This window comes from Adlercreutzia mucosicola DSM 19490 (assembly GCF_000422625.1).
Taxonomy (GTDB): Bacteria; Actinomycetota; Coriobacteriia; order Coriobacteriales; family Eggerthellaceae; genus Adlercreutzia; species Adlercreutzia mucosicola.
In genome coordinates this window covers 164,522-190,997 of sequence record NZ_AUGK01000003.1, presented here as the reverse complement: position 1 = coordinate 190,997, position 26,476 = coordinate 164,522, and the positions used below count along the sequence as shown (strand labels likewise).

23 protein-coding genes are annotated in these 26,476 nt (G+C 66.8%); 6 read left to right on the top strand and 17 right to left on the bottom strand.

Features of this window, described 5'->3' with window-relative positions; all coding sequences use genetic code 11:
- Positions 1-8 precede the first annotated feature (8 nt).
- The 7 genes from G503_RS12960 to G503_RS16825 form a co-directional block, all read right to left on the bottom strand.
- On the bottom strand, positions 9-1,415 hold the full coding sequence (locus tag G503_RS12960; protein ID WP_084636181.1) for a histidine kinase: 1,407 nt from the start codon (positions 1,413-1,415) through the stop codon (positions 9-11).
- Between the two features lie 102 nt (positions 1,416-1,517).
- Entirely contained in the window at positions 1,518-2,465 is a 948-nt protein-coding gene (locus G503_RS0100850) for a sulfite exporter TauE/SafE family protein (protein ID WP_156891847.1), read from the bottom strand.
- A gap of 35 nt (positions 2,466-2,500) precedes the next feature.
- Positions 2,501-3,907 carry a glycosyltransferase gene (locus G503_RS0100845; protein WP_028026091.1) on the bottom strand — a complete coding sequence of 469 codons (1,407 nt, stop codon included), beginning with the start codon at positions 3,905-3,907 and terminating at the stop codon, positions 2,501-2,503.
- Positions 3,908-4,002: 95 nt separating this feature from the next.
- Positions 4,003-5,025 carry a ribosome small subunit-dependent GTPase A gene (gene rsgA / locus G503_RS0100840; protein ID WP_035021239.1) on the bottom strand — a complete coding sequence of 341 codons (1,023 nt, stop codon included), beginning with the start codon at positions 5,023-5,025 and terminating at the stop codon, positions 4,003-4,005.
- The gene (locus G503_RS15380; RefSeq protein WP_051190794.1) at positions 5,025-5,999 is read right to left on the bottom strand and encodes a hypothetical protein; all 975 of its coding nucleotides are present in this window, start codon (positions 5,997-5,999) and stop codon (positions 5,025-5,027) included. Before G503_RS15380 ends, rsgA begins: the two co-directional genes overlap by 1 nt.
- On the bottom strand, positions 5,996-7,516 hold the full coding sequence (locus G503_RS0100830) for a TrkH family potassium uptake protein (protein WP_028026089.1): 1,521 nt from the start codon (positions 7,514-7,516) through the stop codon (positions 5,996-5,998). The genes G503_RS15380 and G503_RS0100830 overlap by 4 nt, the downstream gene beginning before the upstream one ends.
- Positions 7,517-7,520: 4 nt before the next feature.
- Positions 7,521-7,652 carry a hypothetical protein gene (locus G503_RS16825; RefSeq protein WP_257483030.1) on the bottom strand — a complete coding sequence of 44 codons (132 nt, stop codon included), beginning with the start codon at positions 7,650-7,652 and terminating at the stop codon, positions 7,521-7,523.
- A 314-nt stretch (positions 7,653-7,966) separates the two neighbouring features.
- Between G503_RS16825 and G503_RS0100820 the strand changes: the two genes are divergently transcribed.
- On the top strand, positions 7,967-8,992 hold the full coding sequence (locus G503_RS0100820; protein WP_028026088.1) for a UDP-N-acetylmuramate dehydrogenase: 1,026 nt from the start codon (positions 7,967-7,969) through the stop codon (positions 8,990-8,992).
- Between the two features lie 149 nt (positions 8,993-9,141).
- On the opposite strand, the gene G503_RS0100815 is transcribed toward G503_RS0100820, so the two are convergent.
- The 4 genes from G503_RS0100815 to G503_RS0100805 form a co-directional block, all read right to left on the bottom strand.
- On the bottom strand, positions 9,142-9,333 hold the full coding sequence (locus tag G503_RS0100815; RefSeq protein WP_028026087.1) for a hypothetical protein: 192 nt from the start codon (positions 9,331-9,333) through the stop codon (positions 9,142-9,144).
- Positions 9,317-10,333 carry a hypothetical protein gene (locus G503_RS0100810; protein WP_028026086.1) on the bottom strand — a complete coding sequence of 339 codons (1,017 nt, stop codon included), beginning with the start codon at positions 10,331-10,333 and terminating at the stop codon, positions 9,317-9,319. The genes G503_RS0100815 and G503_RS0100810 overlap by 17 nt, the downstream gene beginning before the upstream one ends.
- Positions 10,288-10,608, bottom strand: a complete 321-nt coding sequence (locus tag G503_RS16170) for a hypothetical protein (protein WP_156891846.1) — start codon at positions 10,606-10,608, stop codon at positions 10,288-10,290. Before G503_RS16170 ends, G503_RS0100810 begins: the two co-directional genes overlap by 46 nt.
- Before the next feature lie 356 nt (positions 10,609-10,964).
- Positions 10,965-11,222 carry a hypothetical protein gene (locus G503_RS0100805; RefSeq protein ID WP_028026085.1) on the bottom strand — a complete coding sequence of 86 codons (258 nt, stop codon included), beginning with the start codon at positions 11,220-11,222 and terminating at the stop codon, positions 10,965-10,967.
- A gap of 56 nt (positions 11,223-11,278) precedes the next feature.
- Here G503_RS0100805 and G503_RS0100800 point away from each other — a divergent pair, with 56 nt between their 5' ends.
- Positions 11,279-11,884: a hypothetical protein gene (locus G503_RS0100800; protein ID WP_156891845.1), complete on the top strand. Its 606-nt coding sequence runs from the start codon at positions 11,279-11,281 to the stop codon at positions 11,882-11,884.
- Between the two features lie 12 nt (positions 11,885-11,896).
- Positions 11,897-12,499 carry an RNA polymerase sigma factor gene (locus tag G503_RS0100795; protein ID WP_028026083.1) on the top strand — a complete coding sequence of 201 codons (603 nt, stop codon included), beginning with the start codon at positions 11,897-11,899 and terminating at the stop codon, positions 12,497-12,499.
- A gap of 149 nt (positions 12,500-12,648) precedes the next feature.
- Here the strand turns inward: G503_RS0100795 and G503_RS0100790 are convergent, their stop codons facing one another.
- The 5 genes from G503_RS0100790 to G503_RS0100770 form a co-directional block, all read right to left on the bottom strand.
- Positions 12,649-16,467, bottom strand: a complete 3,819-nt coding sequence (locus G503_RS0100790; protein WP_028026082.1) for a phosphoribosylformylglycinamidine synthase — start codon at positions 16,465-16,467, stop codon at positions 12,649-12,651.
- A 160-nt stretch (positions 16,468-16,627) separates the two neighbouring features.
- Entirely contained in the window at positions 16,628-17,341 is a 714-nt protein-coding gene (locus G503_RS0100785) for a hypothetical protein (protein ID WP_028026081.1), read from the bottom strand.
- Positions 17,342-17,407: 66 nt separating this feature from the next.
- Positions 17,408-18,289, bottom strand: coding sequence for a phosphoribosylaminoimidazolesuccinocarboxamide synthase (locus G503_RS0100780; protein WP_028026080.1), 882 nt, complete (start codon positions 18,287-18,289; stop codon positions 17,408-17,410).
- A gap of 182 nt (positions 18,290-18,471) precedes the next feature.
- The gene (locus G503_RS0100775) at positions 18,472-20,043 is read right to left on the bottom strand and encodes a sensor histidine kinase (protein WP_084636180.1); all 1,572 of its coding nucleotides are present in this window, start codon (positions 20,041-20,043) and stop codon (positions 18,472-18,474) included.
- A 197-nt stretch (positions 20,044-20,240) separates the two neighbouring features.
- Complete coding sequence (locus tag G503_RS0100770) at positions 20,241-20,945, bottom strand: response regulator transcription factor (protein WP_016310340.1); 705 nt, start codon at positions 20,943-20,945, stop codon at positions 20,241-20,243.
- 178 nt (positions 20,946-21,123) lie between these two features.
- On the opposite strand from G503_RS0100770, the gene G503_RS0100765 reads away from it, so the two are divergent.
- Complete coding sequence (locus tag G503_RS0100765) at positions 21,124-22,773, top strand: Tat pathway signal protein (protein ID WP_235715456.1); 1,650 nt, start codon at positions 21,124-21,126, stop codon at positions 22,771-22,773.
- A gap of 219 nt (positions 22,774-22,992) precedes the next feature.
- Here the strand turns inward: G503_RS0100765 and G503_RS0100760 are convergent, their stop codons facing one another.
- Positions 22,993-24,246: a glycoside hydrolase family 3 protein gene (locus G503_RS0100760; RefSeq protein WP_051190792.1), complete on the bottom strand. Its 1,254-nt coding sequence runs from the start codon at positions 24,244-24,246 to the stop codon at positions 22,993-22,995.
- Between the two features lie 707 nt (positions 24,247-24,953).
- Here G503_RS0100760 and G503_RS0100755 point away from each other — a divergent pair.
- Positions 24,954-25,616 carry a cytochrome c biogenesis CcdA family protein gene (locus G503_RS0100755; protein ID WP_028026076.1) on the top strand — a complete coding sequence of 221 codons (663 nt, stop codon included), beginning with the start codon at positions 24,954-24,956 and terminating at the stop codon, positions 25,614-25,616.
- 24 nt (positions 25,617-25,640) lie between these two features.
- Positions 25,641-26,474 (top strand): TlpA family protein disulfide reductase, encoded by an 834-nt coding sequence (locus tag G503_RS0100750; protein ID WP_051190791.1) that lies wholly within the window; start codon positions 25,641-25,643, stop codon positions 26,472-26,474.
- The last annotated feature ends 2 nt before the right edge of the window (positions 26,475-26,476 follow it).

The following is a 26,476-nucleotide window of genomic DNA, read 5'->3' as shown; positions in this document are numbered from 1 at the left end:
GCGGGCATTTACTCGCCGTCAACCTGGGCCACCAGCTCGGCCAGCTGCGCCACCGTAGCCTCGTTGCGCGCCGCGGCCTGAGCCACCTCATCTTCGGCTGCCGAAGCGCTGGACACCTCCTCCACGGGCACCGTCACCTTGGCGCAGCCGGGGCAGCGCAGGGTCACCTGGGTGCCCACGCCCAACTCGCTCGTATACACCATCTGGGCGTCGGGACCGAAAAAGCCGATCATGCGGTCGTGCACGTTCTTCACCGCGATCCCCAGGCCCGTGGACGACTCCACCTGAGTGATGTTGGCGCAGGTCTCCTCGCTCATGCCCACGCCGTTGTCGCCCACCACAATGACCACATCGTCGCCATCGGCCACGGCCTCCACGGTGATGACCAGCTTGCCCTCGGATGGCATGGCATGCTTGATGGCGTTCTCCACCAGGGGCTGCACCAGAAACGGCGGCACCATCATGATCTGCAGGCCGGGGCTGGCGTTCACCTCCAAGCCCAGGCGCGCCTCGCCGAAACGGGCCAGCTCGAAGTTGAAGTAGCGCTGCACCTGGTCGAGCTCGCGGGCCAGCGAGATGCGCTCGGTGGAATCCTCCAGGGTGCGGCGGTAGAACACGGCGAACTCGCGCAGCAGAGTGCGGGCCTTCATAGGGTCGGTACGGATGAACGAGGCAATGGTGTTGATGGTGTTGAACAGGAAGTGGGGGTTGATCTGCGTTTGCAGCATCTTCAGCTCCATGGCGGTGGCCAGCTTGCGCTGGGTTTCCATCTCCACGGCGGCCATCTGGGTGGAGAGCAGCTGAGCGAAGCCGTGGGCGATCGATCGCTGGGTCTCGGTGATCTTATTCGCGTTGCGGTAGTAGAACTTCAACGTGCCCTCTACGCGGTCGCCCACCCACAACGGCTCCACGATGGCGGCCTTGATGCGGCACTCGTCGGCGGGCACGGGCAGGCCGATGGCCTCGGGGCTGAGCAGCACCAGGGTCTCGCCGTCCTTGATGGCCTGGTGAGTGGCGGTGGTGCGGATGCGGCTGCCCGAGGGATTGTTTGCCTCCTGGTAGCCGGCATAGCCCAGCACGAATTCGCGATCGGTGATGGCCACGGCCACGGCCGAGGTGTTCGGCAACAGTAGCTCGCACACCTCCTGGGAGGCCTTTTCCGTGAGGCCCTCGCCCATGGAGTCGATCATGGACGAGGCCAGCTGCAGCATGGCGTCGGATTGCAGGGCGCGCACGGAATCGGGGTCCATCATCAGGCGGATGACCACGACCACCGACACGGTGAACACCACACCAGCCGCCCCCAGAATGGGCACCGGCGCCTCGGGCATGAGAAAGGCCCACACCAGCGTGACCGCGGCGATGGCCGCAATGGTGACCGCCAGCATTTCCTGGTTGAATTTGGGAATGCCCATCCCGCGCGTCCATGCGCTTTGGGTCTCATGGGTTGCCACGGCGCCAGCCTCCAATCATCCAGGTTGTTGACGTCAGTATAGCAAAGCTGCCGCGCGCGAGCGCTAGCCCCACAGCCCCAGCTGGTTGACGACCAGCATGAGCGCAGCCACCACGAGAAATCCCGCGAACAGGAAGCGTAGCTGGCGCTCGGGCACACGAGGCACCAAGCGCGCGCCCAGGGCGGCGCCGGGGATGGAGCCGCAGGCCACGGCGATGCCGGCGATCCAGTTGATGTTGCCGAGCAAGGCCTGGGCGATGGTGCCGGGCACGGCTAAAATCATCACGGCGATGAGCGACGTGCCCGAGGTGACGCGCATGGAGATGTGCGCGATGGAGATCATCATCGGCACCATGATGAAGCCGCCGCCCACACCCACGTAACCCGAGGCGAGGCCCGCCACCAGGCCGATGGCCACGCCGATGGCCAGCTCGCGCGGGCCCACGGTGGCGGCGTCCTTCTCGGCCGCGAGGGAGGGGGCCAAGGGGCGCGCAGGCGCAGGAGACGCGGGTTCGGCAGCGGCGGAAGCGGAAGGGGCGCCGGCATCGCTCGGCACCGACGCAGCCGCAGCCGCAACCGCATCGCCGACCGCGCCCGCCTGCTCCCCCGCCGATTGGGCCGCGAAGTGCTTCTTGCGCCAGGGCACTTTCGGGGCCGCCAGCGCCTTGCGAAACATCGTCGTGGCCGAGTACACGATGATGAGCGCCGCGGCGCCCATGATGGCCCAATCGGGCGACTGAGTGGCCAGCCACACGCCCAGAGGCGAGGTGACCGCGCCGCCCAAACCGGCGGCCAGACCGAGCCGCGGAATACAGGTCTTGTTCCGAAGATGGGAAAGAGCCCCGGAAACCGAGGTGGGGATGATGGTGAACAGCGAGGTGGCCGTGCACATAATGGAGTCCATGGCATAGCCCAGCTTGAAGATGGGCACGAGCAGCGTGCCGCCGCCCACACCGAGCAAGCCGGCCAGCACGCCCACCGCCAGTCCCACCACCAGTGAGACGGCAGCCATGATCAAAGTGGCATCCACGTTCGCGCGCCGCCCTGCTAATCGGCCAAGTCGAGGCGGATCTGCGTCGTCGCACCCGCATCAATGGACGGCCGCGGCACGGCCGGTGCCGGAATCACGGGCGCCACGCCTGCCCCAGTCCCCGGCGCGAGAGCCGCGCCCGGCGCTCCTGCCGGCATCGCCGCGCCCGCTTCCGCCCCCGCGGCGGCCACGTCGGCCGCGCCGGCCATCTCCGCTTCCACATCCTGCACGCGAAGCATGCTGGAGCGCACCAGCGCCGAAGACAGCAGCTGGTCGGACTCCAGACGCTTCATGGCCTCGGGCCATACGTACTGGAACTCGAAGTACTTCGCGCAGTTCGCCTCGGCGTAGGCGCTGGCAGCGCCCGCGACGACCTTGGCGGCCTGGCGGTAGGCCCGTTTGTCGGGGCGCCCGAAGCTACGCAGCCAGGCGGTCAGGCGAATGCGACTGCGCAGGCCCGGCTCCAAGAACGGGCCCGGATAGGGCTCCAGCGACGCGGGCTTCACCTGCTGCAAGTCGATGAGGGCGCGGCTGTATTCCAGCTTGCGGTACTCGTAGAGCCAGCGGAAGATGTCCTGGCGGAAACGCAGGCCCTCGCTCGGCGAGGCCGGCGGCAGATGGCGCAGCACCCACTGGTTGTCGAACCAGATGTCCGACCCGTACATGCGCAGGTTCAGCATGTAGTCCAGATCCTCGCCGCGGGCAATCCACGGATCGAAGGCCAGACGGCGGAAGGCCTCCTTGTGGATGGCCAGACAGCCGCCGCACACGTGGTTGGAGCGGGACAGGCGCGGGCCGCGCATGGCCTTGCTGATCCACTCGTTGAAGGCGCGCCCCTGCTGCCAGAAGCGGTTGTACCACTTGTCTTCCCACTTCGACAGATAGGAGCCCTCGTCGTTTAAGTAGTAGCCGGTCTTGGCCACGATGGGCACGCCCTGGCGCGTCAGCTTCCCCAGGCCGTACATGGCCTTCTGCAGAAATTGCGGATCGTCCACCACCTCGTCGTCGTCCAGAAACACCGCGGCGTCGAAGCCGAGCACGTTGGCGATGACCAGGCCCAGGTTGCGGATGGCGCCATAGCCGGCCAGGCCGATCTCCTTGTTCAAACGCTCAATGTTCAGCTGGGCCATGCGCTGCTCGATCAGCGCCAGCTCAGGCGCGCCGATCACCAGCGTGGTGATATCGGGGTGCGCGTTGGCCACGGCCTGCACCTTCTCGGCGGCCTGGGCCTCGATGGACATATCGGCCGACACGAGGATCACCACCAGCCCCAGGCCCTCCACCTTCGCGAGCGATTCAAGGCACCGCCCCAGCTCGCCGGGCTGATTGGGCGCCGTGGGGTGATCGTAGGCGGTCACCACATCGGAGCCGCCCCGATGGCGACGCGGGTAGATGAAGGTGGGGATGATGACAACGGGGTTCATGGGTTTCCTTTCGAGGATGGTAACTCGAACGCATCTATTGTAACGGTTCGGGCGCGCTCGCGCGGAGCCCGTGGCTAAAGCGACAGCAAACGCGGTTAGCCCTTGCGCTTTTTGCGGGACGATCCCCCTTTCGCGCGGTACTGCTTGCTGTAGCGGGCCTTGTCCTTGTTGAGGCGCCGCGCCTGCTCGCGGCGATCCTTCACCGTGGCCATCTCCTGCTTGAGGGCCTGGTAGGACTCGTAGCGCGCTGCGGGCACCGTCCCGGATTCCACCGCCGCCCGCACGGCGCAGCCGGGCTCGGCGTGGTGGGTGCAGTCGCGGAAGCGACACCGTTCGGCCAAGGCCTCGATGTCGGGGAAGGCGGCCTCGATGCCGGTATCGGCATCCCACAGCCCCAGCCCGCGCACCCCGGGCATGTCCACGATGCGGCCGGCCCCGGGCACGGCCACGATCTCGCGGCTCACCGTGGTGTGGCGGCCCTTGCCGTCGCCCTCACGCACGGCGCCCACGTCCAGCACCGCTTCGCCCACCAGCATGTTCACCAGGCTCGACTTCCCCACGCCCGAACGACCGATGAGCACCGTGGTGGTATCGGGGGCCAGCAGCTGCCGCACGGCCTCCACGGAAGCGGGATCGGTATCGGACACCAGCAGCACCTCGGCAGTGGGGCCGGCCAGAGCACGCACCTTATCCATCACCGCGGCCAGAGCCTCATCATCTTCGGCCAGGTCGGCCTTGGTCAGCACCACGGTGACCGCGGCGCCGGTTTCGAAGGCCAGCACCAGTTCCCGTTCCAGGCGGCGCAGGTTCACCTCGCTGACGGGCTGGGCCACGATGACGCGCTCGAAGTTGGCCGCCAGCACCTGGGGCACCGCGCGCTCGGTGGGATCCTTCCGCACGAATTCGCGAGTGCGCGGCGCGATAGCCTCGATGACGCCCTTATCGTGGGCATCGGGCACCAACACCGACACCACATCGCCGATTACCGCGCGCTGGTCGCATCCCTTCACCAGCGCCGTGGCGTGCTCGCAGCGCAGCGTCTCGCCATCGGAGAGACGCACGAGGGGATAGCCACGGTCGAGCTTCACCACTTCGCCGGTGTGCAGCGTATCGGCCATCAACGGCGCCCCTCTCGCATGTGACGGAACACGAGCAGCATCACCAAACCCAGCACCGTGAGAATGCCGCCGGGAATGAAAGCCTTCGGGTCTAAGGTCTGCTGGGTGATGGAGCCCTTTTCCACAGCCGCGACGGTGTCGGCGTGCAGGTCGGTGAGGCCCTCGTGGTCGGAACAGGACAGATGGAAGATGCCGCGCACCTGCAGCGTGGTGCCCTTGCGGCCGTAGGAGCCGTAGGTGTCGATGGGGGCTGTGACATCGGTGGCGATGAAGACGGGCACCTCGGCGTAGGAATCGTCGTTGGCCTGCAGGACGATCCAGCAGAATCCGGGATCGAACTCGGCCTTGATACGATCGCCCACCACCTCGCCGGTCACCTGCACCGTCTGGTTGTTCAGGTAGGAATCGGCGTCCTGCAGCGCGCTGATGGAGGTGTCGTAGATGAACGAGCTGTCAGGCTTCTGCTGGGGATTGATCAGGTTGTCGGGATTGGTGCCCTCACCGAAGACGGGATCGGGCAGCACCGGGGGCGCGACGGGCTTGTCGCCCTCGGCGGCATCAGCGGCATCGCCGGCCTCTGAGCCTGTGCCTGCGTCCTCGCCCTCGGCCGGGGGCGCGGGCGAGCCATCGGGGGCAGCGCCGTCGCCGGACTGGGGCGCCGGGCCCGCGGGCGGCACGGTACCCGCGTTCGCGTCCGAACCGGCCCCCGCACCGCTGCTGTTGCCGTCGTTGCCCTCGGGCTGCTTATCCTTCCCCGCGTTGGGATCCACCACGCCAGTGTCGTCGGTGGGCACCGCCTCGTTGGTGGGGTTGTCGGCCCAGGCCGCCCGGGGCGCGGGCTCGGCCGGACCGGTGCCGTCGTCGCTGACCGCACCGCCCACAGCTACGCAGGTCACGGCCAGAAGCCAACCCGCCAGCGCCGCGGTGACCAGGCCGAGTACGGGGAGGCGCGCCCCTTTTCGCAGCCGACTCATGAGCGCCTCGCCTTCCGACGGGGCACAAGCGATGCGCCCACTTCCACGATCAGCGCCAGCAGCGTCACGAATTCCAGACGGCCGGCCCACATCTGCAGAATGTAGAACAGCTCCAGCGTGGGTGCCATACCCGGATGGGCCATGGAGGTGATGATGCCGCCGTTGGAGGTCATGGCCACCGACTCGAAGATGGCGGGGATGGCCTCGCCGCCATGGGCGATGCCCACGAGCGCGCCGATGACGTAGGTGATCACGTACAGGATGAACACCGTCATGGCCTCTTTCACGATATTCGGCGTGAGCACGCGGCGACCCAGATGGTTGTAGGCCACCACCACGCGAGCCGAATCAGGAGCCAGGGCCTCCTTCACGTTCGCCACAATGGACTTCAGGATAATGCCCATGCGCGAGAACTTGATGCCACCGGCCGTGGATCCGGAGCTGCCGCCCACGGCCATAATGAAGGCCAAGGTGAGAAAGGCGCCGTTGGAGAACGCCGTGGTGATCTGATTGGTGGTGACCACCTGAAAGCCCGTGGTGGTGAAGGCCGAGATGATCATGAACAGGCCGCGGCGCAAAAGCGCCAGCATGTCGTCGAACAGCGACCACGACGACAGCGTGGCCGTGAACACGAAGGCCATCACCGCGATCCACAGCACCATGGTCTTCGTCTCGATGTCCCTGAAGAAGGCGCTGACATTGCCCTTCCCCACTTCCGCATACAGCACAAAGCTGATGGAGCCCAGAATCATGAGCACCATGAGGATGCATTCCAAGGGGAAGGAATGGTAGTACATAATAGAGAGCTGCATCGGCGTGAAGCCGCCGGTGAGAAAGCCCGAGATGGACACCCACAGCGCGTTGAGGAAGGCGCGGGCCGGCTCCATGCCGAGCCCCAGGCACAGCCCCATGATGATCGCTGTGGCCACGGTGACGATGATCAGCGTGATGCGGGCGATGAACTGGGTGGTCTGCACCACGTTGGGCACCACATGCTCGCTGCGGCCCTCCGATGAGAACAGCGACGCGCCGCCGCCCCGGCCGAACAGGCCGAAGGACAGGGCCACCACGATAAGGCCGAGGCCGCCCAGGGCGTGCATGGCGAAGCGGAACATGTTGTCGGCGTAGGAGAGGTGGTCCAAGTCCACGATGACCGAGGCGCCGGTGGTGGTGAGGCCCGACACGCCATCGAACACGGCATCCAGGTAGGTGGCGTAATGTCCCGAGAAGTACAGCGGAATAGAGGCGAACAGCGCCAGCACCACCCAGGCGAAGCCCGTGACCGCCAAAGCCTGGCGGCGCGACAGGCGACCCGGCTCGATGCGCAGGAAGCGCAGAGTGCAGCCGGCCACCATGGTGATGCCGGCCGCCACGAGGTAGCGGGAAGCCGGCTCCCATTCCTGGAACACGAGCGCCGTTCCCAGAGGCACCAACATGAGCACGGCGAAAAAAAGCACCAAGGTGCCCAAATAGTGGCCGATGACCCGCAGGTCATAGAGTGTGAAGCGCAACCACATGCCACTACCCCAGCACGATCCGCGTCAGGGCCATAAGCGCCCACAGCCCGATAATGAAGCAGACAATGGACAGCAACATGAGCGTAATGGCCGCACCCGGCGTGGCGGGCTTGATGTCGGGATGCTTGCGCGCCATGGCTAGCGTCCCCATCGACAATGATATGTAGGCGATTTCGTCATGGGCGTATTCTAGTACAATGAGCAGTGCGGGTCACCACCAGTTACCTACCTGGTATGACAAGCGGGCGCCACGGCCCCGCATAGGCGCCCTGCGCTAGGGCCTCGCGGGGGCGGTCTCGCGGGGGCCTCCGCCGAGGCCTCCGCAGGGGTGGTCTCGCGGGGGTCTCCGCAGGGGCGGTCTCCGTAGGGGAAGGCTCCAATCCTCCCGCAACCCGCGAACCGCCCCCCCCGCCCCGGCCCCGCGCCCGCCAATCGCACGAAAGGAACCCCATGGTCGACGCCACCTTCTCCGATTCTATCCGCACCATCGTGGGCGCGGAAAACCTGCTCGCCGACGAGCCGTTGGCCGCGCACACGACGTTTCGCATCGGAGGGCCGGCCCAATGGCTCGTGCGGCCCCGTACCGAAGACGAGGCGGCCGCGGTCTGTGCCGCCTGCCGTCAGGCCGGGGTGCCCCTGCGCATCCTGGGCGCGGGCTCGAACGTGCTGGCGCCCGACGAGGGACTACCCGGTGTGACCCTGCAACTGACCGATAACTTCGCCGCCGTGGACGTGCTGCCCGGCGGGCTTGTGCGCGCTGGCGCCGGCGCCACCAACGCCGCCGTGGCCGAGGCCGCCTGGGAGACGGGCCTGTCCGGCTACGAGTTCGCCAGCGGCATCCCTGGCACCATCGGCGGCGCGGCCATCATGAATGCCGGCGCCTACGAGGGCCAATTCTCCGACGTAGCTGTCAGCGTGCGCTGCCTCGTACCGGCAAGCGCAGCCGCAGCCGGGGGATTGAACACGGCCGAGCATGCGAAGCAGTGTGAAACTGCCGCCGAGTGCACGGGAGTCGGCGGCGCGGCCGAAGGAGAAGAAGAGGGGGAGGGCCTGGTGGTCGTAGATGTCCCCGCGAGCGAAGCGGCATGGGGCTATCGCACGAGCCGCATGATGCACGAGGGCTGGGTGGTGCTGGGCGCCACGCTTCAGCTGCGGCCCGACTCCCCCGCCGCCATCCGCGCGCGCATGGACGATCTCGCCCGCCGCCGCGCCGAGAAACAACCCCTGGAGGTGCCCTCGGCCGGCTCCACCTTCAAGCGCCCCGAAGGTTACTTCGCCGGCAAGCTCATCCAGGACGCTGGCTGCCAGGGCCTGTGCGTTGGCGACGCCCAGGTGTCCACCAAGCACGCCGGCTTCGTCGTCAACATCGGCAACGCCACCGCCGCCGATGTGCTCGCCCTCATCGCCGAAGTGCAGCGCCGCGTACGAGAGGCCAGCGGCGTTTCCCTCGCCCCCGAAGTGCGCCTTTGGCAGTAGCGGAAACCCACGGGTCGCCCGATTCGCCGGGCGGCCTGAAGGGAGCGCCCCTACAGAGCGCTCCCAAGCCGCACCTCGCACCAACCCATGGCAAGAACCGCAGCCCGAAGGCCGCCCCTGCGAGGCCTCTCGGGCTGCGGTTCTTGCTCCTACGACCTTTCCTTTTCTGGCGCATCAGGGACGCCCTTCTGGCAACGGTGACGAAGGAGGAAGGCGCAAACGAGCACAACGGCTACGGTCGTGATGGCCCAGAGCCAGTCGGAAGAGCAAAAACTAAGGGTGCCGAGAGCAACGGCGGCCAACACGAACAGAGCGTAGAGCAGCTTATCGGACAGCTTCACGGCGGAACTCCTCCCACTCGGCATCGTGGCGGCGGCGCTCCTCGCGCCCCGACGATTCCTGACGCAGGCGCATCAGGGTGTAGGCGCCCGACAGCACCATGATCAGCACGAACATGATGTGCAGCGGACAGGGACCCAGAATGCCGCCCGTCTGGGGCAGCTGGTGAATAGCCGACGCCCATCGGCTGCGCCCCAGACCAGAGCCGTCGCCCGTCAGCGGGCCAGCCTCACTCACGGACACGTTGCCGGTACCGCCATTGGAACCACCGTTGCCTCCATCGGAGATGCCGCCCTGAACGTTGCCCTCGCGCAGCTCATAGGTGAGCTTCAGCGTGGTGGTGTCGCCAAAGGAGTCGGAAAACACCTGCTCAGCGTACCATACGCCGGGCTCCGAGCAGTCGATGACCAGCGCGGGCGCACCCGCGGCGTTAAAAAGACGCACCTCGCTGGCCGTGATACCCGAAAAAGCCGCCGTCGAGGCCCGGGCGCGGGCGCTCGCCGCCGTGAGGACAACGCTCAACGGAGCGGTACCGCCGCCCGACGAGCCCGGGGCAAGATCGTAGCGCGCGCTGATGAACTCGGCCATGGCCTCGGGCGTCAGCAGCAGGTCGGACGTGCGGGTCACCACATGATCGGTCACCACGGTGTGGGTCAGGCCCGTCTCGGAATCAACGTTCGTCTCGCCCGGCGGCAGCGGTTGGCCGCCCGGGCCCACACCCGGACGCTCGGGATCGGGCATCGGCGTCACCGTAGGCGCGTCAGTCACCACCACGTAGCGCAGGTTCACCGTAATGGTATTGCCGCTGGCGTCAGCCACTTTGTAGGTGATGCGCCACGCGCCAGGACGGCCCAGGTCGATGACGGAAACTGGGCTGCCCGCCCCGTCGGCCAGGGTCAGCTTCAACTCGGTCACCGCACCACCGCCCTCGGGCGTGAAGGCGTAGCGGCGCTCCATCAGGCTGCGCGCGTCAGCCGGGGAGAGGGACTTGCCCGGCTGCACTTTCTGTTTCCTGAGATGTCTCCTGGCGTACCACGACGATTGATTATCTTGAACGCGTCCTCGTAATTGGTCGTCCCCGCCAAGGCTTCGGCCTCTTCCACAGCGGGCGTCACGGGCAACAGGGGAAGCAGCCCCGCAGCCAGAATCACCGCCAGCGAGACGCGCAAAAGTCGATTGAAGAAGGAGGGGCGTCGTGAGGTCGACGCGGGATGCAGATCGCGGGTGCTTCGCTTCCTTTCCCGGCTTGCCCAGGGCCGGTTCGCGCCTTTTTCCATGATGCTTCCTCCTCGCGCACTATCGCAATTTACCAGGTGTGGATGAAAAAGATAGGTATTCAAAATCAAACATCCGCCAACCGGGAGAAACGGTTCACCCTTTCCGTTGTTATTTCGTTCCCCCACATCTTCACCACAATTCGCCCCGATGCTGGACCGTCTGCGACCTGCGACCTCCGACACCCGCGAAGCCACCTCCACGCAAGCTCGATGCGACTCCCCACGGCGACCTGACGGCCACGCTCCGACACCGCTGCGGCCAGCAGACGGCTTTCCGACGCAATTCTCCCGACAGCACGACGGCACGCAGACGGTGATTCCCGAGACGAAACCGCGGTTGCCGCCTGATACGCTGCTCATACCATACCCGCCGCGCCGAAAGGACCGCCCATGAGCCGCCCCGTCTCGCCTTCACTAATCGCTGGATGTTCGGCCGCGTCATGCTGGACGAATCGGTCTGCCGCCAATTCATCCGCTGCGTGCTCGGCATCGATGTCGATCGCATCGACTACCTGAACGCCGAGCAAGTGCTGGAACCGGCCGTCGAGAGCCGCGGCGTACGCATGGACGTGTACGCCCGCGAGGGCAACCGGGTCTACGACATCGAGATGCAATGTGCCCCGAGCCCTTGTTGGGCCGCCGGTTCCGTTATTACCAGGCCACTCTCGACATGGCCACTCTCGCGCCGGGCAAGGACTACGACGAGCTGTGCGAGAGCTTCATCGTGTTCCTGTGCACCCACGATCCCTTCGATCTCAATCTGCCCGTTTACACCCTGGAACGACGCTGCTCGGAGGTGCCCGACCTCTCAATTGACTGCAATTCCCATTGGATTGCCCTGAATGCACAGGCTTGGGACACTTTGCCCGATGGGGTCTTGCGCGATCTGCTACACTACACGCAAAATGGCTGCATCGGCGCAAGTTCGCTCGTTCAGCGCATCGACGAGATCGTCGCCAAGGCAAACAACGACCGGAAGTGGGTGGACAAAGTGTTTTACTGCGTGAGCACCATCGAGGAGAACGATGCCCGTCGTGCCCGCATCCTGGAACGCCTGGCTCGAAAAAAGGGACTGGAGGAGGGACGGGAAGAGGGTCGCGAGCAGGGACTCACCGAGGGGCGCGCCGAGGGTCGTGCCGAGGGCGCAAAAGAGGCGGAGGCTCGCTACAGTTTCCTGGTCGAACACCTTTTGGCTGAAGGGCGCCTTGACGACCTGCGCATGGCGACCTCCGACGAAGCGCGACGCACGGCCCTCTTCGAGGAATTCGAACTGTAGAGGCGCAAGCGAATGCGGGAAACGGACCCCTACGAACACCTCGCCCATTTGGTTGCTCAGGCGCAAACAGGCGACCGGAACGCCTTCGAGGAGGCCTATCGGCTTACCGCTCAGGCGCAATTCTTCTCCATCGCCGCGAAAACCAATGCAGAGGTCGCCCCCGACCTGCTGCAAGAAGTGTATCTGACCGTTTGGAAAAACATCGCCAAGATTCGTCCGCGCTCATTCGTGGGCTACCTGAACACCGTTACGCACAATGTGTGTCTGCGCCACTATGAGCGGACGAGCCGTCCGCGCGAGATCCCCGCACCGGCGGACGACCTGGAAGCGGCCGAGCGCGACGAGAAGCACGAAGCTCGGGCAGAGCACACCGCCGATCCCGCCATTATCACGAACACCCGCGACGAGCAGGCATTGCTAGCCCGGGCGCTGCGCGAGGTGCTGGACGATCGCGAGCGCGACGCGGCGGCCGAAGGCTCTGGAGTCATTTGTCGCTTCGACGTTCCCTCTGGCGCCTACACGCTCACCGCCACCGACCTTTGCGGCAACATCGCCGAGGGAACCGTAACCATATCGCTCCCACCCGCCGAGCCCACCTCTCTTTCCGATCTCTAGCCGCAAGTCCCTTAAGACCGCTGGGCGGGCCGCGGCCATGTTGTCCTCAAGCGCTCATTGTGCGGGCGTGCACTCATCCTGACACGACGAAGGGGCCTTACGGCCCCTTCTCGGTTGATGGCACTGATGACGCTCGTCTAGCCGCTTCCCTACCCGCGGAAGTAGTCCACGCCGCCTTCGAACAGGGGCTGGTAGGTGTTGCCGAAGGCGTTCTTGTACAGGCCAGCGCCCGAGCGCTCCGTGTGGCCCATCTTGCCGAGCACGCGGCCGTCCGGGCTCGTAATGCCCTCGATGGCGAGCACGGACCCGTTGGGATTCGCCGACAGGTCCATGGAGGGCACCCCGGCCCCGTCCACGTACTGGGTGGCCACCTGGCCGCCGGCAATCATCTGGTCCAGCAGCGGCTGCGGCGCCACGAAGCGGCCCTCGCCGTGGCTGATGGCCACCGTGTGCACGTCGCCCACGTTCATGCGGCTCATCCACGGCGAAAGGGTGCTGGCCACCCGGGTGCGCACGAGCGTGCTTTGGTGACGGCCGATGTGGTTGAAGGTGAGCGTGGCGCAATCCTCGTCCATGGGACGGATGTCGCCGAAGGGCACGAGCCCCAGCTTCACCAGGGCCTGGAAGCCGTTGCAGATGCCGAGCATGAGCCCGTCGCGGCGCTGCAGCAGATCGCGCACGGCCTCGGTCACCTGGGGCGCGCGGAAGAAGGCGGTGATGAACTTCGCGGAGCCGTCGGGCTCGTCGCCGCCGGAGAAGCCGCCGGGGATCATGACGATCTGCGACTCGCCGATGAGGCGCGCCAGCTCGGCGGTGGACTCAGCCACAGCCTCGGGCGTCAGGTTGTTCACCACGTACACCGTAGGCACCGCGCCTGCGCGCTCGAAGGCGGCGGCGGAATCGTACTCGCAGTTGTTGCCGGGGAACACCGGGATGACCACGCGCGGGCGCGCCACGGCCGGACCGGGGAACACCGCCGGCGCGCTGGCCGCGAAGCTGATCGCGGGCACCTCCTCGGCCGCCGCGCGATCCTCGGCGCTGGTGCGATAGGGGAACACGCCCTCGATGCCGCTCTCCCAGGCCTCCTGCACGCACGCCAAATCGGCCACGGCGCCGTCGCAGGAAAGCTCGTAGGCCTCGGTCACCGTGCCCAGGGCCACCACGTCCACGTTGGCGGCAAGGCCCGCGTCCTCCAGACGCGTCACCACCGACTGAGCCGTCTCGCCGGCGGTCAGCTCCACCACGAAGGTGCCGTAGGCCGGATCGAAGAGCTGGCCGGTGCCCACGGCCGCGTCCACCGCCACGCCCAGGCCGTTGCCCACGGCCATCTTCACGAGGGTCTCGGCCAAACCGGCCGCGCCGCCGCTCGCACAGGCCCGCACCACGCCGGCGCCGATGAGATGCTCCATAGCGTCGAACGTGGCGCACAGGCTGGAAGCCAGGGTGTCCTGGCAGGAGATCCACACCAGGTTATCGCCGGCGGCCTTCAGCTCCGGCGAGGTCACCCGGTCGATGTTGCCGATGGCCGTGGCGAAGGACACGAGCGTCGGCGGCACATCCAAATCCTCGAAGGAACCGGACATGGAGTCCTTGCCGCCGATGGCACCCACGCCGAAATCGACCTGGGCCATAAGGGCGCCGAGCACGGCCGCCATGGGCTTGCCCCAGCGCTCCGGATCCTGGCGCAGCTTCTCGAAGTACTCCTGGAAGGTAAGGTACATGTTCGCCCGCTCGAAGCCCGTGGCCACGAGCTTCGCCACCGAGTCGAGCACGGCCATGTAGGCGCCCGCGTAGGGGTCCCAGGCCGACAGGTAGGGGTTGAAGCCCCAGGACAGGCCCGACACCGTGGTGGTCGCCCCGCCCAGCACCGGCAGCTTCGCCACCATGGCCAGAGCCGGGGTCAGCTGACGGGAGCCGCCGAAGGGCATGAGCACCGTGGCGGCGCCAATGGTGGAGTCGAAGCGCTCCACGAGGCCCTTGTTGCAGGCGTGGTTGATATCGCCCATGAGCGCCGCCAGGCCCGCCTCCAGGGAATCGGCCGCAGCGGCAGCCTCCACAACCGGATCGGTCAGGCTGGCCGCCGCTTCAAAGGCACGGTCGCAGGGGGTGGCGGCACAGCTCTCGTCGGCCGGAGCGGGCACGGCCACGGCGGCGTGCTTCGGTGCGCCGTTGCTGGCCAGAAAGTCGCGGCTCACATCCACGATGGTGGTGCCGCGCCAGTGCATGCGCACCCGCGGCTCCTCGGTCACCACGGCCACGGGGGTGGCCTCCAGGTTCTCCTCGTGGGCGAGCGCGATGAACGCCTCCACGTCCTCGGGGGCCAGGGCCACGGCCATGCGCTCCTGGGACTCGGAAATAGCCAGCTCGGTGCCATCCAGCCCGTCGTACTTCTTGGGCACGGCATCCAGGTTGATGTCCAGGCCGTCAGCCAACTCGCCAATGGCCACCGACACGCCGCCGGCGCCGAAGTCGTTGCAGCGCTTGATCATGCGGCAGGCGTCGCCGCGGCGGAACAGGCGCTGGATCTTGCGCTCCACCGGCGCGTTACCCTTCTGCACCTCGGCCCCGCAGCTTTCCAGCGATTCCACGGAATGGGCCTTGGAAGAGCCCGTGGCGCCGCCGATGCCATCGCGGCCCGTGCGACCGCCCAAGAGCACCACCACGTCCCCCGGTGCCGGGGTCTCGCGGCGCACGTGGTCGGCCGGCGTGGCGCCCACCACGGCGCCGATCTCCATGCGCTTGGCGGCGTAGCCGGGATGGTACAGCTCGTGCACCTGGCCCGTGGCCAGGCCGATCTGGTTGCCGTAAGAGGAATAACCCGCCGCCGCCGTGGTCACGAGCTTGCGCTGGGGCAGCTTGCCGGGAATGGTGTCGGCCACGGGCACCGTGGGGTCGGCAGCACCGGTGACGCGCATGGCCTGGTACACGTAGGAGCGGCCGGACAAGGGGTCGCGGATGGCCCCGCCCACGCAGGTGGCCGCACCGCCGAAGGGCTCGATCTCGGTGGGATGGTTGTGGGTCTCGTTCTTGAACAGGTACAGCCAGTCCTCTTCCACGCCGTCCACATCCACCTTGCACTTGATGGTGCAGGCGTTGATCTCCTCGGACTCGTCGAGCCCGGTGAGGATACCCTGCTTCTTCAGCCACTTCGCGCCGATGGTGCCCATGTCCATGAGGCACACGGGCTTCTCGTCGCGGCCGAGCTCGTGGCGCAGCTCCAGATAGCGGTCGAAGGCGGCCTGCACGTTGGCGTCGGCGATGGCCACGTCATCGAGCACAGTGCCGAAGGTGGTGTGGCGGCAGTGATCGGACCAGTAGGTGTCGATCATCTTGATCTCGGTGATGGACGGGTCGCGCCCCTCCTTAGCGAAGTACGCGCGACAGAATTGGATGTCGGCCAAGTCCATGGCCAGGCCGCGCTCGGCGATGAAGGCGGCCAGCTCGTCGTCGGAAAGCTCGGTGAAGCCGTCGATGACCTCCACGTCGGCCGGACGCTCGAAGGCCATGGCCAGGGTGTCGCGGGTATCCAGCGAGGCCTCGCGGGCCTCCACCGGGTTGATGACATAGCGCTTCACGGCTTCCACGGCGGCCTCGTCCAGATCGCCCTCCAGGTAGTACACCACCGCCGAGCGCACCAGCGGGCGCTCCCCCTGACTGATGAGCTGGATGCACTCACTCGCGGAATCGGCGCGCTGGTCGAACTGGCCGGGCAGAAATTCCACGGCGAACACCGCGGCCCCGTTGGCTTCGGGCAGCTCGAAGGTGGCCACGTCGGACTGCGGCTCGGAGAACACCGTGGGCACGCAAGCAGCGAACAGCTCCTCGCCGATGCCCTCCACGTCGTAGCGGTTCACCAGGCGCACGGCCGTGAGCCCCTGAATGCCCACGATGTCGCGCAGCTCGGCGGCCAGCGCGCGGGCCTCGCCGTTGAATCCGGGCTTCTTCTCAACATAGACGCGAGATACCATGAATCTGCCTCTCTCTTTACCGTGAAGGTACCTGTTCTTGAGCGGACGGTAAAGCCCGCCCCTACACCATTCCGTGGGCCAAAGGCCGCCCCTGCGCCATTCTGTGGGCCGAGGCTCGTCTCCGCGGGACGCCCCTGCGCCCCTGCAGCGCGGGCGCTTGCTACTCGGCGGACTCTTTCTTCGCGGCAGCCTTGGCCTCCTTAGCGGCCTTCTTCTCAGCCTGCATCTTCTCGCGGTTGGACAGACGGAAGCCGCTGCCGAACAGACCGCGGCGCGCGGGCTTTACGGGCGTCTCGTCCGATGCCGGCGCCTCTTCGGCGGCCGGGGCGGCCTTCTGGGCCGCGTGGCGGTTCTGGTTCTTGCCCGATCCCTTCTTAGTCGTGCCCTTCTTCTGCTGGGCAGCGGCGCGCTCGGCCTTCTCGCGCTTCAGCTCCACCTGGCGCATGCGCTCCTGGTAGGCGTTGCGCTCCTTGCGCACCGGCCACAGGTCGATGACGAAGGCGGCGATGAGGAACACGTAGGTGAGCACAAGCACCACCACGCCCGCCGGGCCGGACAGGAAGTCCTGGCCCATAAAGGCCAGCGCGCAGCAGCCGATGGCCAGCACAAGGCAGACCCACCAGGCGATGCGCAGGCGCTTATAGCGCAGGGTATCGGGCTTGTAGTAGCGGTTGTTGAACTCGCGGCGCTTGCGATCCTCCTCGCGCTGCTCGGCCTTGATCTGCTCCTTGGTCTTGGGCTTCTTGCCGCCGGGCACCACGGTGACCGACGAGGCGGCCTTCGACTTCGGCTTGGCGGACGCCGCGCTCTTGCGGGTGGTGCCGCGACGGTCGTCGGAGGTGTACCGTTCGTTCATGGGGTTGCGCTGGGACATGGTGCTGTGTTTCTCCTTTAGATGGCGTGCGGGTCGTGCGGTGGAACGCGACGGGCGCGATCGGCCCTAGAACGTCGCGGGGTCGAACTTCTTGCCGGTGATCAGCTCGAAGGCCTGGATGTACTTGGCGGACGTGGCATCGATGACATCCTGGGGCAGGCGCGGCGGCGTGCCGGTCTTGTCCCAGTGAGCCGTAAGCCAGTCGCGGACGAACTGCTTGTCGAAGCTGGGCTGGTCGGCGCCCTCCTCATAGGCATCGCCCGGCCAGAAGCGGGACGAATCGGGGGTGAGCACCTCGTCGGCCAGGATGATCTTGCCGTCGATCACGCCGAACTCGAACTTGGTGTCGGCGATGATCACGCCGCGGGCCGCCGCATGGTCGCGGGCGGCGGTGTACACGGCCAGGGCCAGATCGCGCAGGGCAGCGGCATCGTCGTCGCCGATCAGCTCGGCGCAGCGTTCAAACGAGATGTTCTCGTCATGGTCGCCAATCTCGGCCTTGGTGGACGGGGTGAAGATGGGCTCGGGCAGCTTCGAGGAATTCACGAGGCCCTCGGGCAGCGCGATGCCGCACACGGTGCCCTCGCGCTGGTACTCTTTCAGACCGCTGCCGGCCAGATACCCGCGCACGATGCATTCCACGGGAAACATCTCGGCCTTCTTCACCAGCATAAAGCGGCCGCGCAGGTAGTCGGCATAGGGCTGGAACTGCTCGGGCAGGTCGGCCACGTCGGTGGAGATGAGATGGTTGTCCACCACGCCGTCCAGAAGCTCGAACCAGAACTTAGACAGCTGGGTGAGCACCTGGCCCTTGCAGGGAATCTCGTCGTCCAGCACGTAGTCGAAGGCCGAGATGCGGTCGGTAGCCACCAGCAGCAGCTTGTCTCCCAGATCGTACAGGTCGCGCACCTTGCCCTGCGCGTCGGGGGTGATGTCGATTCCCGTCATGGGCGCCCTTTCTCCTTGCGTGTCCGCGCCCGTCTATGCCCCCCAAAACGGCACTTCGAGCGCGATTTTGCGTACCGCTCATTATGGCATAAAAAGTGGGGGCGCTCATGCACAAGCGCCCCCACGGCAAAGGTTTCAGAATGACCGCACGGTTTGGCGGCAACAGGGCCCCGGCGGGGCGGTTACTTCCCCGACTTCGCCGGCTTTTTGTGACCGACGCGGGGAAGGGCGCCCTTGCGGTCGCGGGCCGAGGCGGCCTCCGGGTCGAACAGCGGGATGTGGATGGTGAAGCAGGCGCCCTTGCCCTTCTCGCCTTCCACCTGCACCCAGCCGCCGTGGCGATCCACGATCTCCTTCACCACAGCCAGGCCAACGCCCAAGCCGCCGCTCTCGCGGGTACGGCCGGCGTCGGCGCGCCAGAAGCGCGAGAACACCATGCGCGCCTCTTCCTTGGAAAGCCCGATACCGGTGTCCTTCACGGCGATGGACGCCATGATGTCGCCCTTGCGCACGCTGACCTGGATGTGGCCGCCCTCGGGGGTGTAGCGCACGGCGTTGGAGATGAGGTTGGCCGTGGCCTGGCGGATCATATCGGCATCGCCCACCACTTCCACGTCAGGCTGAGCCTGGTATTCCAGGGTGAGCCCCGAGTCGGACACGAACATCTCGTGGGTGGCGACGATGCCGGCGATCAGCTCGCCCACGTTCACCACTTCCTCTTTCATGGGGTCGGCGCGGTTCTCCAGACGCGACAGCTTCAGCAGGGCGTTCACCAAGCGCGACAGGCGCTGGATCTCGGAGTTCACCGTGACGAGGCGCTCTTCGTCGGCCTCGTAGACCCCATCCACCATGGCCTCCACCGTAGCCTGGATGGCCATGAGCGGGGTGCGCAGCTCGTGGGCCACGTCGGTGGTGAGGCGCCGTTCCAGGTCGCGGTCCTTCTCCACCGATTCGGCCATGGCATCGAAGGTCTCGCCGAGGCGCGCCACCTCATCCTCGCCGTGCAGGTTGGTGCGGGCCGACAGGTCGCCCTTGCCGATGGCCCGCGCCGCGCCCATGATGCGGTTGATAGGCGCCACCAGGTTGCGCGCGAACAGAAAGCCGATGCACGAGGCCAGTACGATGGCCACAGCGGCGGCGATGAACATGGCCTGGTAGGAATTGTCGCGGAACTCCTGGTCGGGCTGGCGCATGAGGGCCTCGCTGCCGTACACCCACAGGCGCACGTAGCCCACCACCTGGCCGTTATGTATCTCGATGGGCGCCACAGCCACCTGAGATCGGTCGGGCGGCTCGAAAGAGCGCATGGTGCCCGACTGCTGCTCCTCGATGACCACCGACGAGTCGAAGGGCACCTCGCCCTCGTCGTCGATCACCTTCACGCCCACACCGCTCGTCAGCTCGGCGGCCTGGGCGGCGGGCTTGGTGGTCTCGGGATCCCAGAGGCTGCCCGACTGCTCGTAGAGCATGGCGATACGGTCGGCCGTAGTCTGGCAGACCGTCTTCATGTTGTCGGCCGTATAGGTGCGGAAGTGCTGCTCCCACACAAACGACACCACGCCGATGGCCACCAAAGCCGTCATGGCGGCGATGAGCGCGAAGGCCAGGGTCACGCGCGTAGTGTAGGAAAAGTCCGACCACCGCAGGCGGCGGTGCTTCCTTGTTTTGCGCGCCGGAGACGGCGAAGAGGTCGCCGGCGGGGCGACCTCTTCAGCGGTTTCCAGAATGCGCGGCTTTGCTTCCGCTTCAGTCATGGAGCTCCTTCAGAATCGGGGGTTTTCCCGGTTGTTGCAGGATGCGGCGAACCTTCGTTTACGACAGTGCGTTGGCCTCGGTTGACGGGCGGGCTGAAGCCCGCCCCCACGGGGAGTGCCGCAGGTCGAGGCGCCACGAAGCCACGGAGCGCCGCGGGGGCGATCGGAGGGGCGGCCTTCAGCCCGCCCGGAGCGCCTTACTGCTTGGTGGGGTCCTCGAAGCGGTAGCCCACGCCGTGCACCGTGTGCAGCCACTTCGGGCTGCGGGGGTTGTCGCCGATCTTGGCGCGCAGGTTCTTCACGTGGGAGTCGATGGTGCGCTCGTAGCCCTCGAAGTCGTAGCCGAGCACCTTCTCCACCAGCTCCATACGGGAGTACACGCGGCCGGGATAGCGGGACAGCGTGGTGAGCAGCTTGAACTCGCTGGCCGTCAGATCGATCTCCTCGCCGGAGACGAGCACCTTGTGACCGGACACGTCGATGGTCAGCTCGCCGAACTCCAGCACCTCGCGCTGGGGCTCGGAATCGGCGTGCACGCGGCGCAGCAGGGCGCGGGCGCGGGCCACCAGCTCGCGGGGGCTGAAGGGCTTCACCAGGTAGTCGTCAGCGCCCAGCTCCAGGCCGATGATGCGGTCCTCCACCTCGCCCTTGGCCGTGAGCATGATGATCGGCACATCCGACGTGTCGCGGATGACGCGGCAGACGCGCTCGCCCGGCACGCGGGGCAGCATGAGGTCCAAGATGACCAGATCGAAGTGGTGCTTCTGGAACTCTTCCAGAGCGTCCTGGCCATCGCCCACGGCGGTGACCCAGTAGTTCTCGCGCTCCAGATAGGCGGTCACCGCGTCGCGGATGGCCTTCTCGTCTTCGACGAGCAGAATGCGTCGTGTTTCGTTGCTCATAAAGGTACTCCTCGTCATTCGCCGACGTACGCTTTCGTTCGCCTCAACCGACACTATGTATGACCTGCGGATTCTTCCCGGTCACGATATATATCAGCCCGGCGGTCGTGTTTGCGTTTATTGTAGCGTTTAGCGCCATACGGTCGCCGAGGCGTATGCGAAATGACACAATACACCCATGCCACAGAAACGAACCCCCCGCACCCGGTCGGCCGCCTCCGTGCCCCGTCGCCCCCGCGGCGGCGCCCCGAAGCGTTCCGGCGGTGCTTCTCTACCAAAGTCCCCTTCCCATACCCGCGCCAGCGCCTCGGGGAAAGCCCGTGCTGCCCACCAGCGCGCTGCCTCGCGCGCCGCGGCCTTTCGCGGGTCGGCCCCGCGCGGCTCGGCGCCCCGCGACATCGGCAAGGGCAACGCCGCCAAGGTGAAGGTGCGCCGCACGCCGCCGGCGCCCACCCCCCGCGCCCAGGCCGAGGAAGGCCGAGAAATCACGCTGCCCGGCGGCCATGAGGTGCTGCTGACCCGCCGCCACTTCCTGTACGGCGTGGCCGGCATCGCCACCTTGGCCCTCATGGGCACCGGGGCCGCCTGGGCCTCGGGCCAGACCAAGGGCGACGACGCCCTAGCCACCCTCTCGGTACCCGCCGAGGCGGTCACCTCCTCGAACGATCTGGAGGAAATCGGGGACTCGTCCACGGTGATGGCCATCGCCTCCACCATCAAGCTGCCCTTCGGCTCGCTCGTGTGGAGCTGCGACGACGCCGTGGCCGCCTGCCTGCTGCCCACCGAGGTGGCCAAGCCCCTGGCCCAGATCGGACTCATCTTCCCCGAAGCAGGCACCTACCTTACGGTGCTGGAACACGCCGTGGGCGAGGCCGAGGGCTTCGAGATCTACGACGTGCGTGCCAACAGCGCCGGCGTCATCTGGACCGAGGCCGACATCATGGACGGCGTGTGGCGCGTGTATGGCGCCACCCTGTCGGGCGAGACCCTCGGCGAGCCGCAGCTGCTCGACGAAGGCGACGTGAACTGGGAGATGCCCACCTTGGCCTGCGCCGCGAACTACGGCTACTGGCAGCGCCTGCCCCAGCTGGACGGCAACGCCCGCGTTGAGGACTCGCTGCTGAAGCGCGCGGCCTTCGGCACAAGCAACGCGGAAGTGGTCTACGCCTCCCAGGGCCGCATGGCCTGCGCGCCCACCTCCTGCGGCGACGCCATCATCGCGGTGCCCCGGGCCCGCACGAGCGGCACCTACTACCAGCTCACGCGCATCGACGGTGCCAGCGGGGCCGTCACCGACGCGATGGTGCTGCCCGCTTCCATGAAGCCGCTGGAATGCGGCTACGGCAAGACCGGCTTCAACTTCGCCTTCGACGGCATCTACAATTACGGCGACGGCATCGCGAACCTGGGCACCTACATGCCGCTGGCCCCCTTCGAGCATCCCCCGCTGGACGCCGGCGAAGGCGCCGAAGATGAGGGGGATGACGGCGCAGAGGCCAACCGCTTTCTGCCCGTGGCCCAGGCGAACGGAGGAACCAGGGCCTACAGCGACCAGCCGTGGTTCCACTACGTGCGCAACCCCCTGTCGGCGCCGGCCTGGTGCGGCGATTGGGTGCTGATGCGCGGCCAGAGCGGCATCTGCGCCGTCGACCTGGCCGGGAAGCGCTACACGTCGCTGCCCCTGGAGAACGGCGCCAGCAGCTACGGCGAGTTCTTGGCCTCCACCAACATGGGGGCGCGCACCATTACCTACAGCAACATCGACCACACCTCCCTCGAGGGCGACCAAACGAAGCTCTGCCTCGTCCGCGTCTGGCAGCCGGTTTAGGGCGTAGGCGGCCCGTGGCGAGCGGGGTGCGCGGCGAACGGACGCACCCATGCCTTCGCGAACGGGCACGCCCGGACCCTCGCGAACGGTCGCACCCATGCCTTCGCAGGGGCGGGCTCCAGCTCGTCCACAAGAGGGGCGATCCACGGGTCGACGGGCGGCCTGAAGGCCGCCCCTACAGGCGTATCCCCACGAAGGCCCCTGCGAGATTCGCCACCCCTACAAGCCGATATATCGCTGCTTGACCTTCAGGATGCGGGTGACCGACTCGTCGATGCGCTCTTCGGTGAGCTCGCCGGCAGCCACGGCATCCAGCACGCCCTGGTAGGCCTCGCGGAAGTTCTCGGGCATGAGCGGCACGTCGCAGCCAGCCGCGAGCGCGGCCACGGCGGCCTCGGCGGCGCTGTAGCGGTCGGTAATCGCTCCCATGGCCAGCGAATCGGTGACGATAATGCCCGTGAATCCCAAAGTGTCGCGCAGCATCCCCTGGGCCACCGCGCTCGACAGCGACGCGGGCACCGCCCCTTCCACGATGTTGGGCAAGTCCACGTGACCCACCATGATCATCGGCACCCCGGCCTCGATGGCGGCCTTGAAGGGCACGAAGTCCACGGCGGCCAATTCCTCGGCGGTCTTCTCCACCGTAATGGCGCCGGTATGGGAGTCGCCGGGTGCCGATCCGATACCGGGGAAGTGTTTCGCGCAGCATAGCATGCCCGCCCCGAGAAAGCCCTGCACCTCGGCCTTCACCGTGGCGGCACACACGTTGGCGTCCGACGAGAACGACCGCAGACCCATGGTGTCGCTGCGCAGCGGGTCAACCACATCGCACACGGGCGCGAAATCCAGATTGAAGCCGAGGGGCTTCAGGTAGGCGGCGATCTGCTCGGCGGCGCTCTTGGCTGCGGCCTCGTCGCCCGCCGCCCCCAGAGCGCTCGCGTCGCCCACATCCTGCACGCCGAAGGCCTCGTTGTCGGCCACGCGCACCACGGTGCCACCCTCCTCGTCCACGGCAAGGAAGGGCGCCACGTTGCCGTCGTCGGCGTAGAACTGGCGCACATTGGCCAGCATGGCAGTGACCTGGTCGGGGTCCACCAGGTTCGCGGCGAAGTACACGATACCGCCCACGGGCCAGGTGCGCACGCCCTCGTGAGTGGCATCGCCCGCCTGAGTCACCTGGGACACGCCTTCCACCAATGCCTCGGGGGCCACCACGAACAGCTGGGCCACCTTCTGTTCCAGAGTCATGGCCTCTACGCGGGCCATCAGAGCGGCCTCGGCCTCGGCGGCCGCGCTGTCGCCGCCGTTGTCGTCGCTGGCCCCGGCACCTTCGGCCGGCGTGTCGAAAGCCGTCGCCGAGGGAGCCTGCCCCCGCGGGCCGCTCTCGCAGCCGCCCAGGGCCACTGTGCCCGCCCCCAGGGCCGCCAGCCACACAAACCGCCGGCGCGTCACGCTTTCCACCAAGCCGCCCATAGGGCCTCCTTTTATCAAGCGCCGCGGCGCAAACGTCAGTTTCCCCAGCATAAGCCCGCACCCCCGCTTTGACAACCAACAGATTGACGGAGGATTGCAGGAGACGTCCTCGCCGCCGCTGCGGGCGGAGCCGAAGCCCACCCCCCCAGCCGTTCCCGCGAGACGACCCCCTCCCCCGCGAGCCGTTCCCGCGAGACGCCCTCCGCGAGCCCCCTCCGCGAGACGCCCCCTCTACACCGACGGGAGAGACTCTGAAAACCGTCATTTTCCTCTCAGCCTATGACCTGGTATTTCTCGAGAATCACCTGATCAAACTGGGTATCTGAAATGCAACGAAAATGACGGTTTTCAGAGTCTCAGAGAGCGTGGCCATCTTCCGGAAGCTCACCAAACGCGACGACGGCCAATGAGAGCTGCGCCAGTGCGCCGTCGTCGCATTAAACCCGCCCGCTTTGCACCAGCTGAGTTCTTAGTTTTAGAGAAAGACGGCATCTTCAGCGTAACGGCCGCGCGACTTTCTGTGGAGGAGGTCGCGCGACTTGCTGTTTTCGGGAATAATGGTGCCGAAGGTAAAGAACCGCGCCGAGGGCGCAGGCGGCATGCGCCACGGCAACACCCACGCGCCGCGCAGCACCTCTCGGCAGCACGAACGGCACGCGCGGCCCGCACGGCGCGCACGGCAATGGCGACGACGGCTTGGAGGGCCCATGACCTATCTCATCACGTTCCTCGAGGGCATCATCACCTTCGTGTCGCCGTGCCTTCTGCCCATGATACCTATCTACGTTACCTATTTCGCCGCGGGCGAGGAAGTGCGCACGAGCGTGGTATTGCGCAACGCGCTGGGCTTCGTGCTCGGCTTCACCTGCGTGTTCATTGCCCTGGGAGCCCTGGCCTCCACCGTGGGCGCCTTCTTCATCGAATACCAAACCATCGTGAACGTGGTCTGCGGCCTGGTGGTGATCCTCTTCGGCCTGTATTTCCTCGGGTTCATCAAGGTGAATCTGTTCCGCGGCGGCAAGAACCCCCTGGCCGGACGCCAGCTCGGATTCTTCTCGTCGGTGCTGTTCGGCATCATCTTCTCCATCGGCTGGACGCCCTGCGTGGGGGCCTTCCTCGGGTCGGCGCTCATGCTGGCCTCCCAGCAGGCCTCGGTGGTCCAGGGCGTCATACTGCTGCTGTGCTACTCGGCCGGCCTCGGCATTCCCTTTGTGGCTGCCGCCGTGCTCATCGACAAGCTGAAGGGCGCGTTCAACGCGATCAAGCGCCATTACGATATCATCAACAAAGTGTGCGGCTGGCTCCTCGTCGCCGTGGGCGTGCTGATGGCCACGGGACTGCTGGGCGGCTTTCTGCGCCTGCTGAGCTAACCGCCAACGAGAGAAAGGTTCCCCATGAGCGACCACGAGAACGAGATCAACGGCGAGAGCGCCGCGCGCAGCGAAGGCACGGCCGGGAGCGAGGCCGAGACCAAGACCTTGACCCACGAAGAGCGCGGCGAGCGAATCGGCGAGGCCCTAGCCGCCGCCGAGCAGGAAGAGACCCGCGCGGCCGCCACGCCCGAGGGGCAGCAGGCCGACCGCAGGGCCCACCGGGGCATCATCATCGCCGCCGTGGCCTTTGCCGTGCTGCTTATCGGCGCCGGCATCGCCTACAACGTGCTGGCGGGCGACGAGAAGCCATCTATCTCCGGCCGCGACGTGGTGACCACCACCGAGGTGCCGACCGACGACACCTCCACCAACGGCAACGGCGCCAACGCTGCCGAGGGCGACGGCAGCGGTGCGAGCGACAGCGCGAACGCCACCGCCGCGCCCGAATTCACCATGGCCGACACGGAAGGCCAGACGCTCACCCTGGCCGACTTCCGCGGGAAGCCCGTGCTGCTGAACTTCTGGGCCAGCTGGTGCGGCCCCTGTGCCAGCGAGATGCCGGCCATCCAGAGCGCCTACGAGCAGTACGGCGACCAGATTCAGTTCGTGGCCGTGAACATGACGGGCATGGGCGGCGAAACCGAGACCTCGGCGCTGTCGCTCATCCAGCAGAACAACTACACCTTCCCCGTGTACTTCGACGTAGATAGCAGTGCCGCCGTGGCCTTCGGCGTCACGAGCATTCCTCAGACCTACCTCATCGATGCCGAGGGCAACATCATCGGCGGCCTGCGCGGCGCTATGAGCGACAACGTGCTCGCCGAGGGCATCCAGATGCTGCTCGGCAGCGAGTAGGA

Bases quoted from the DNA above. Each gene is read 5' to 3' on its own strand.
- G503_RS12960 (WP_084636181.1), bottom strand. From the start codon at position 1,415: ATGGGCATTCCCAAATTCAACCAGGAAATGCTGGCGGTCACCATTGCG.
- G503_RS0100850 (WP_156891847.1), bottom strand. From the start codon at position 2,465: ATGGCTGCCGTCTCACTGGTGGTGGGACTGGCGGTGGGCGTGCTGGCC.
- G503_RS0100845 (WP_028026091.1), bottom strand. From the start codon at position 3,907: ATGAACCCCGTTGTCATCATCCCCACCTTCATCTACCCGCGTCGCCAT.
- rsgA (WP_035021239.1), bottom strand. From the start codon at position 5,025: ATGGCCGATACGCTGCACACCGGCGAAGTGGTGAAGCTCGACCGTGGC.
- G503_RS15380 (WP_051190794.1), bottom strand. From the start codon at position 5,999: ATGAGTCGGCTGCGAAAAGGGGCGCGCCTCCCCGTACTCGGCCTGGTC.
- G503_RS0100830 (WP_028026089.1), bottom strand. From the start codon at position 7,516: ATGTGGTTGCGCTTCACACTCTATGACCTGCGGGTCATCGGCCACTAT.
- G503_RS16825 (WP_257483030.1), bottom strand. From the start codon at position 7,652: ATGGCGCGCAAGCATCCCGACATCAAGCCCGCCACGCCGGGTGCGGCC.
- G503_RS0100820 (WP_028026088.1), top strand. From the start codon at position 7,967: ATGGTCGACGCCACCTTCTCCGATTCTATCCGCACCATCGTGGGCGCG.
- G503_RS16170 (WP_156891846.1), bottom strand. From the start codon at position 10,608: ATGGAAAAAGGCGCGAACCGGCCCTGGGCAAGCCGGGAAAGGAAGCGA.
- G503_RS0100800 (WP_156891845.1), top strand. From the start codon at position 11,279: ATGGCCACTCTCGCGCCGGGCAAGGACTACGACGAGCTGTGCGAGAGC.
- G503_RS0100795 (WP_028026083.1), top strand. From the start codon at position 11,897: ATGCGGGAAACGGACCCCTACGAACACCTCGCCCATTTGGTTGCTCAG.
- G503_RS0100790 (WP_028026082.1), bottom strand. From the start codon at position 16,467: ATGGTATCTCGCGTCTATGTTGAGAAGAAGCCCGGATTCAACGGCGAG.
- G503_RS0100785 (WP_028026081.1), bottom strand. From the start codon at position 17,341: ATGTCCCAGCGCAACCCCATGAACGAACGGTACACCTCCGACGACCGT.
- G503_RS0100780 (WP_028026080.1), bottom strand. From the start codon at position 18,289: ATGACGGGAATCGACATCACCCCCGACGCGCAGGGCAAGGTGCGCGAC.
- G503_RS0100775 (WP_084636180.1), bottom strand. From the start codon at position 20,043: ATGACTGAAGCGGAAGCAAAGCCGCGCATTCTGGAAACCGCTGAAGAG.
- G503_RS0100770 (WP_016310340.1), bottom strand. From the start codon at position 20,945: ATGAGCAACGAAACACGACGCATTCTGCTCGTCGAAGACGAGAAGGCC.
- G503_RS0100765 (WP_235715456.1), top strand. From the start codon at position 21,124: ATGCCACAGAAACGAACCCCCCGCACCCGGTCGGCCGCCTCCGTGCCC.
- G503_RS0100760 (WP_051190792.1), bottom strand. From the start codon at position 24,246: ATGGGCGGCTTGGTGGAAAGCGTGACGCGCCGGCGGTTTGTGTGGCTG.
- G503_RS0100755 (WP_028026076.1), top strand. From the start codon at position 24,954: ATGACCTATCTCATCACGTTCCTCGAGGGCATCATCACCTTCGTGTCG.
- G503_RS0100750 (WP_051190791.1), top strand. From the start codon at position 25,641: ATGAGCGACCACGAGAACGAGATCAACGGCGAGAGCGCCGCGCGCAGC.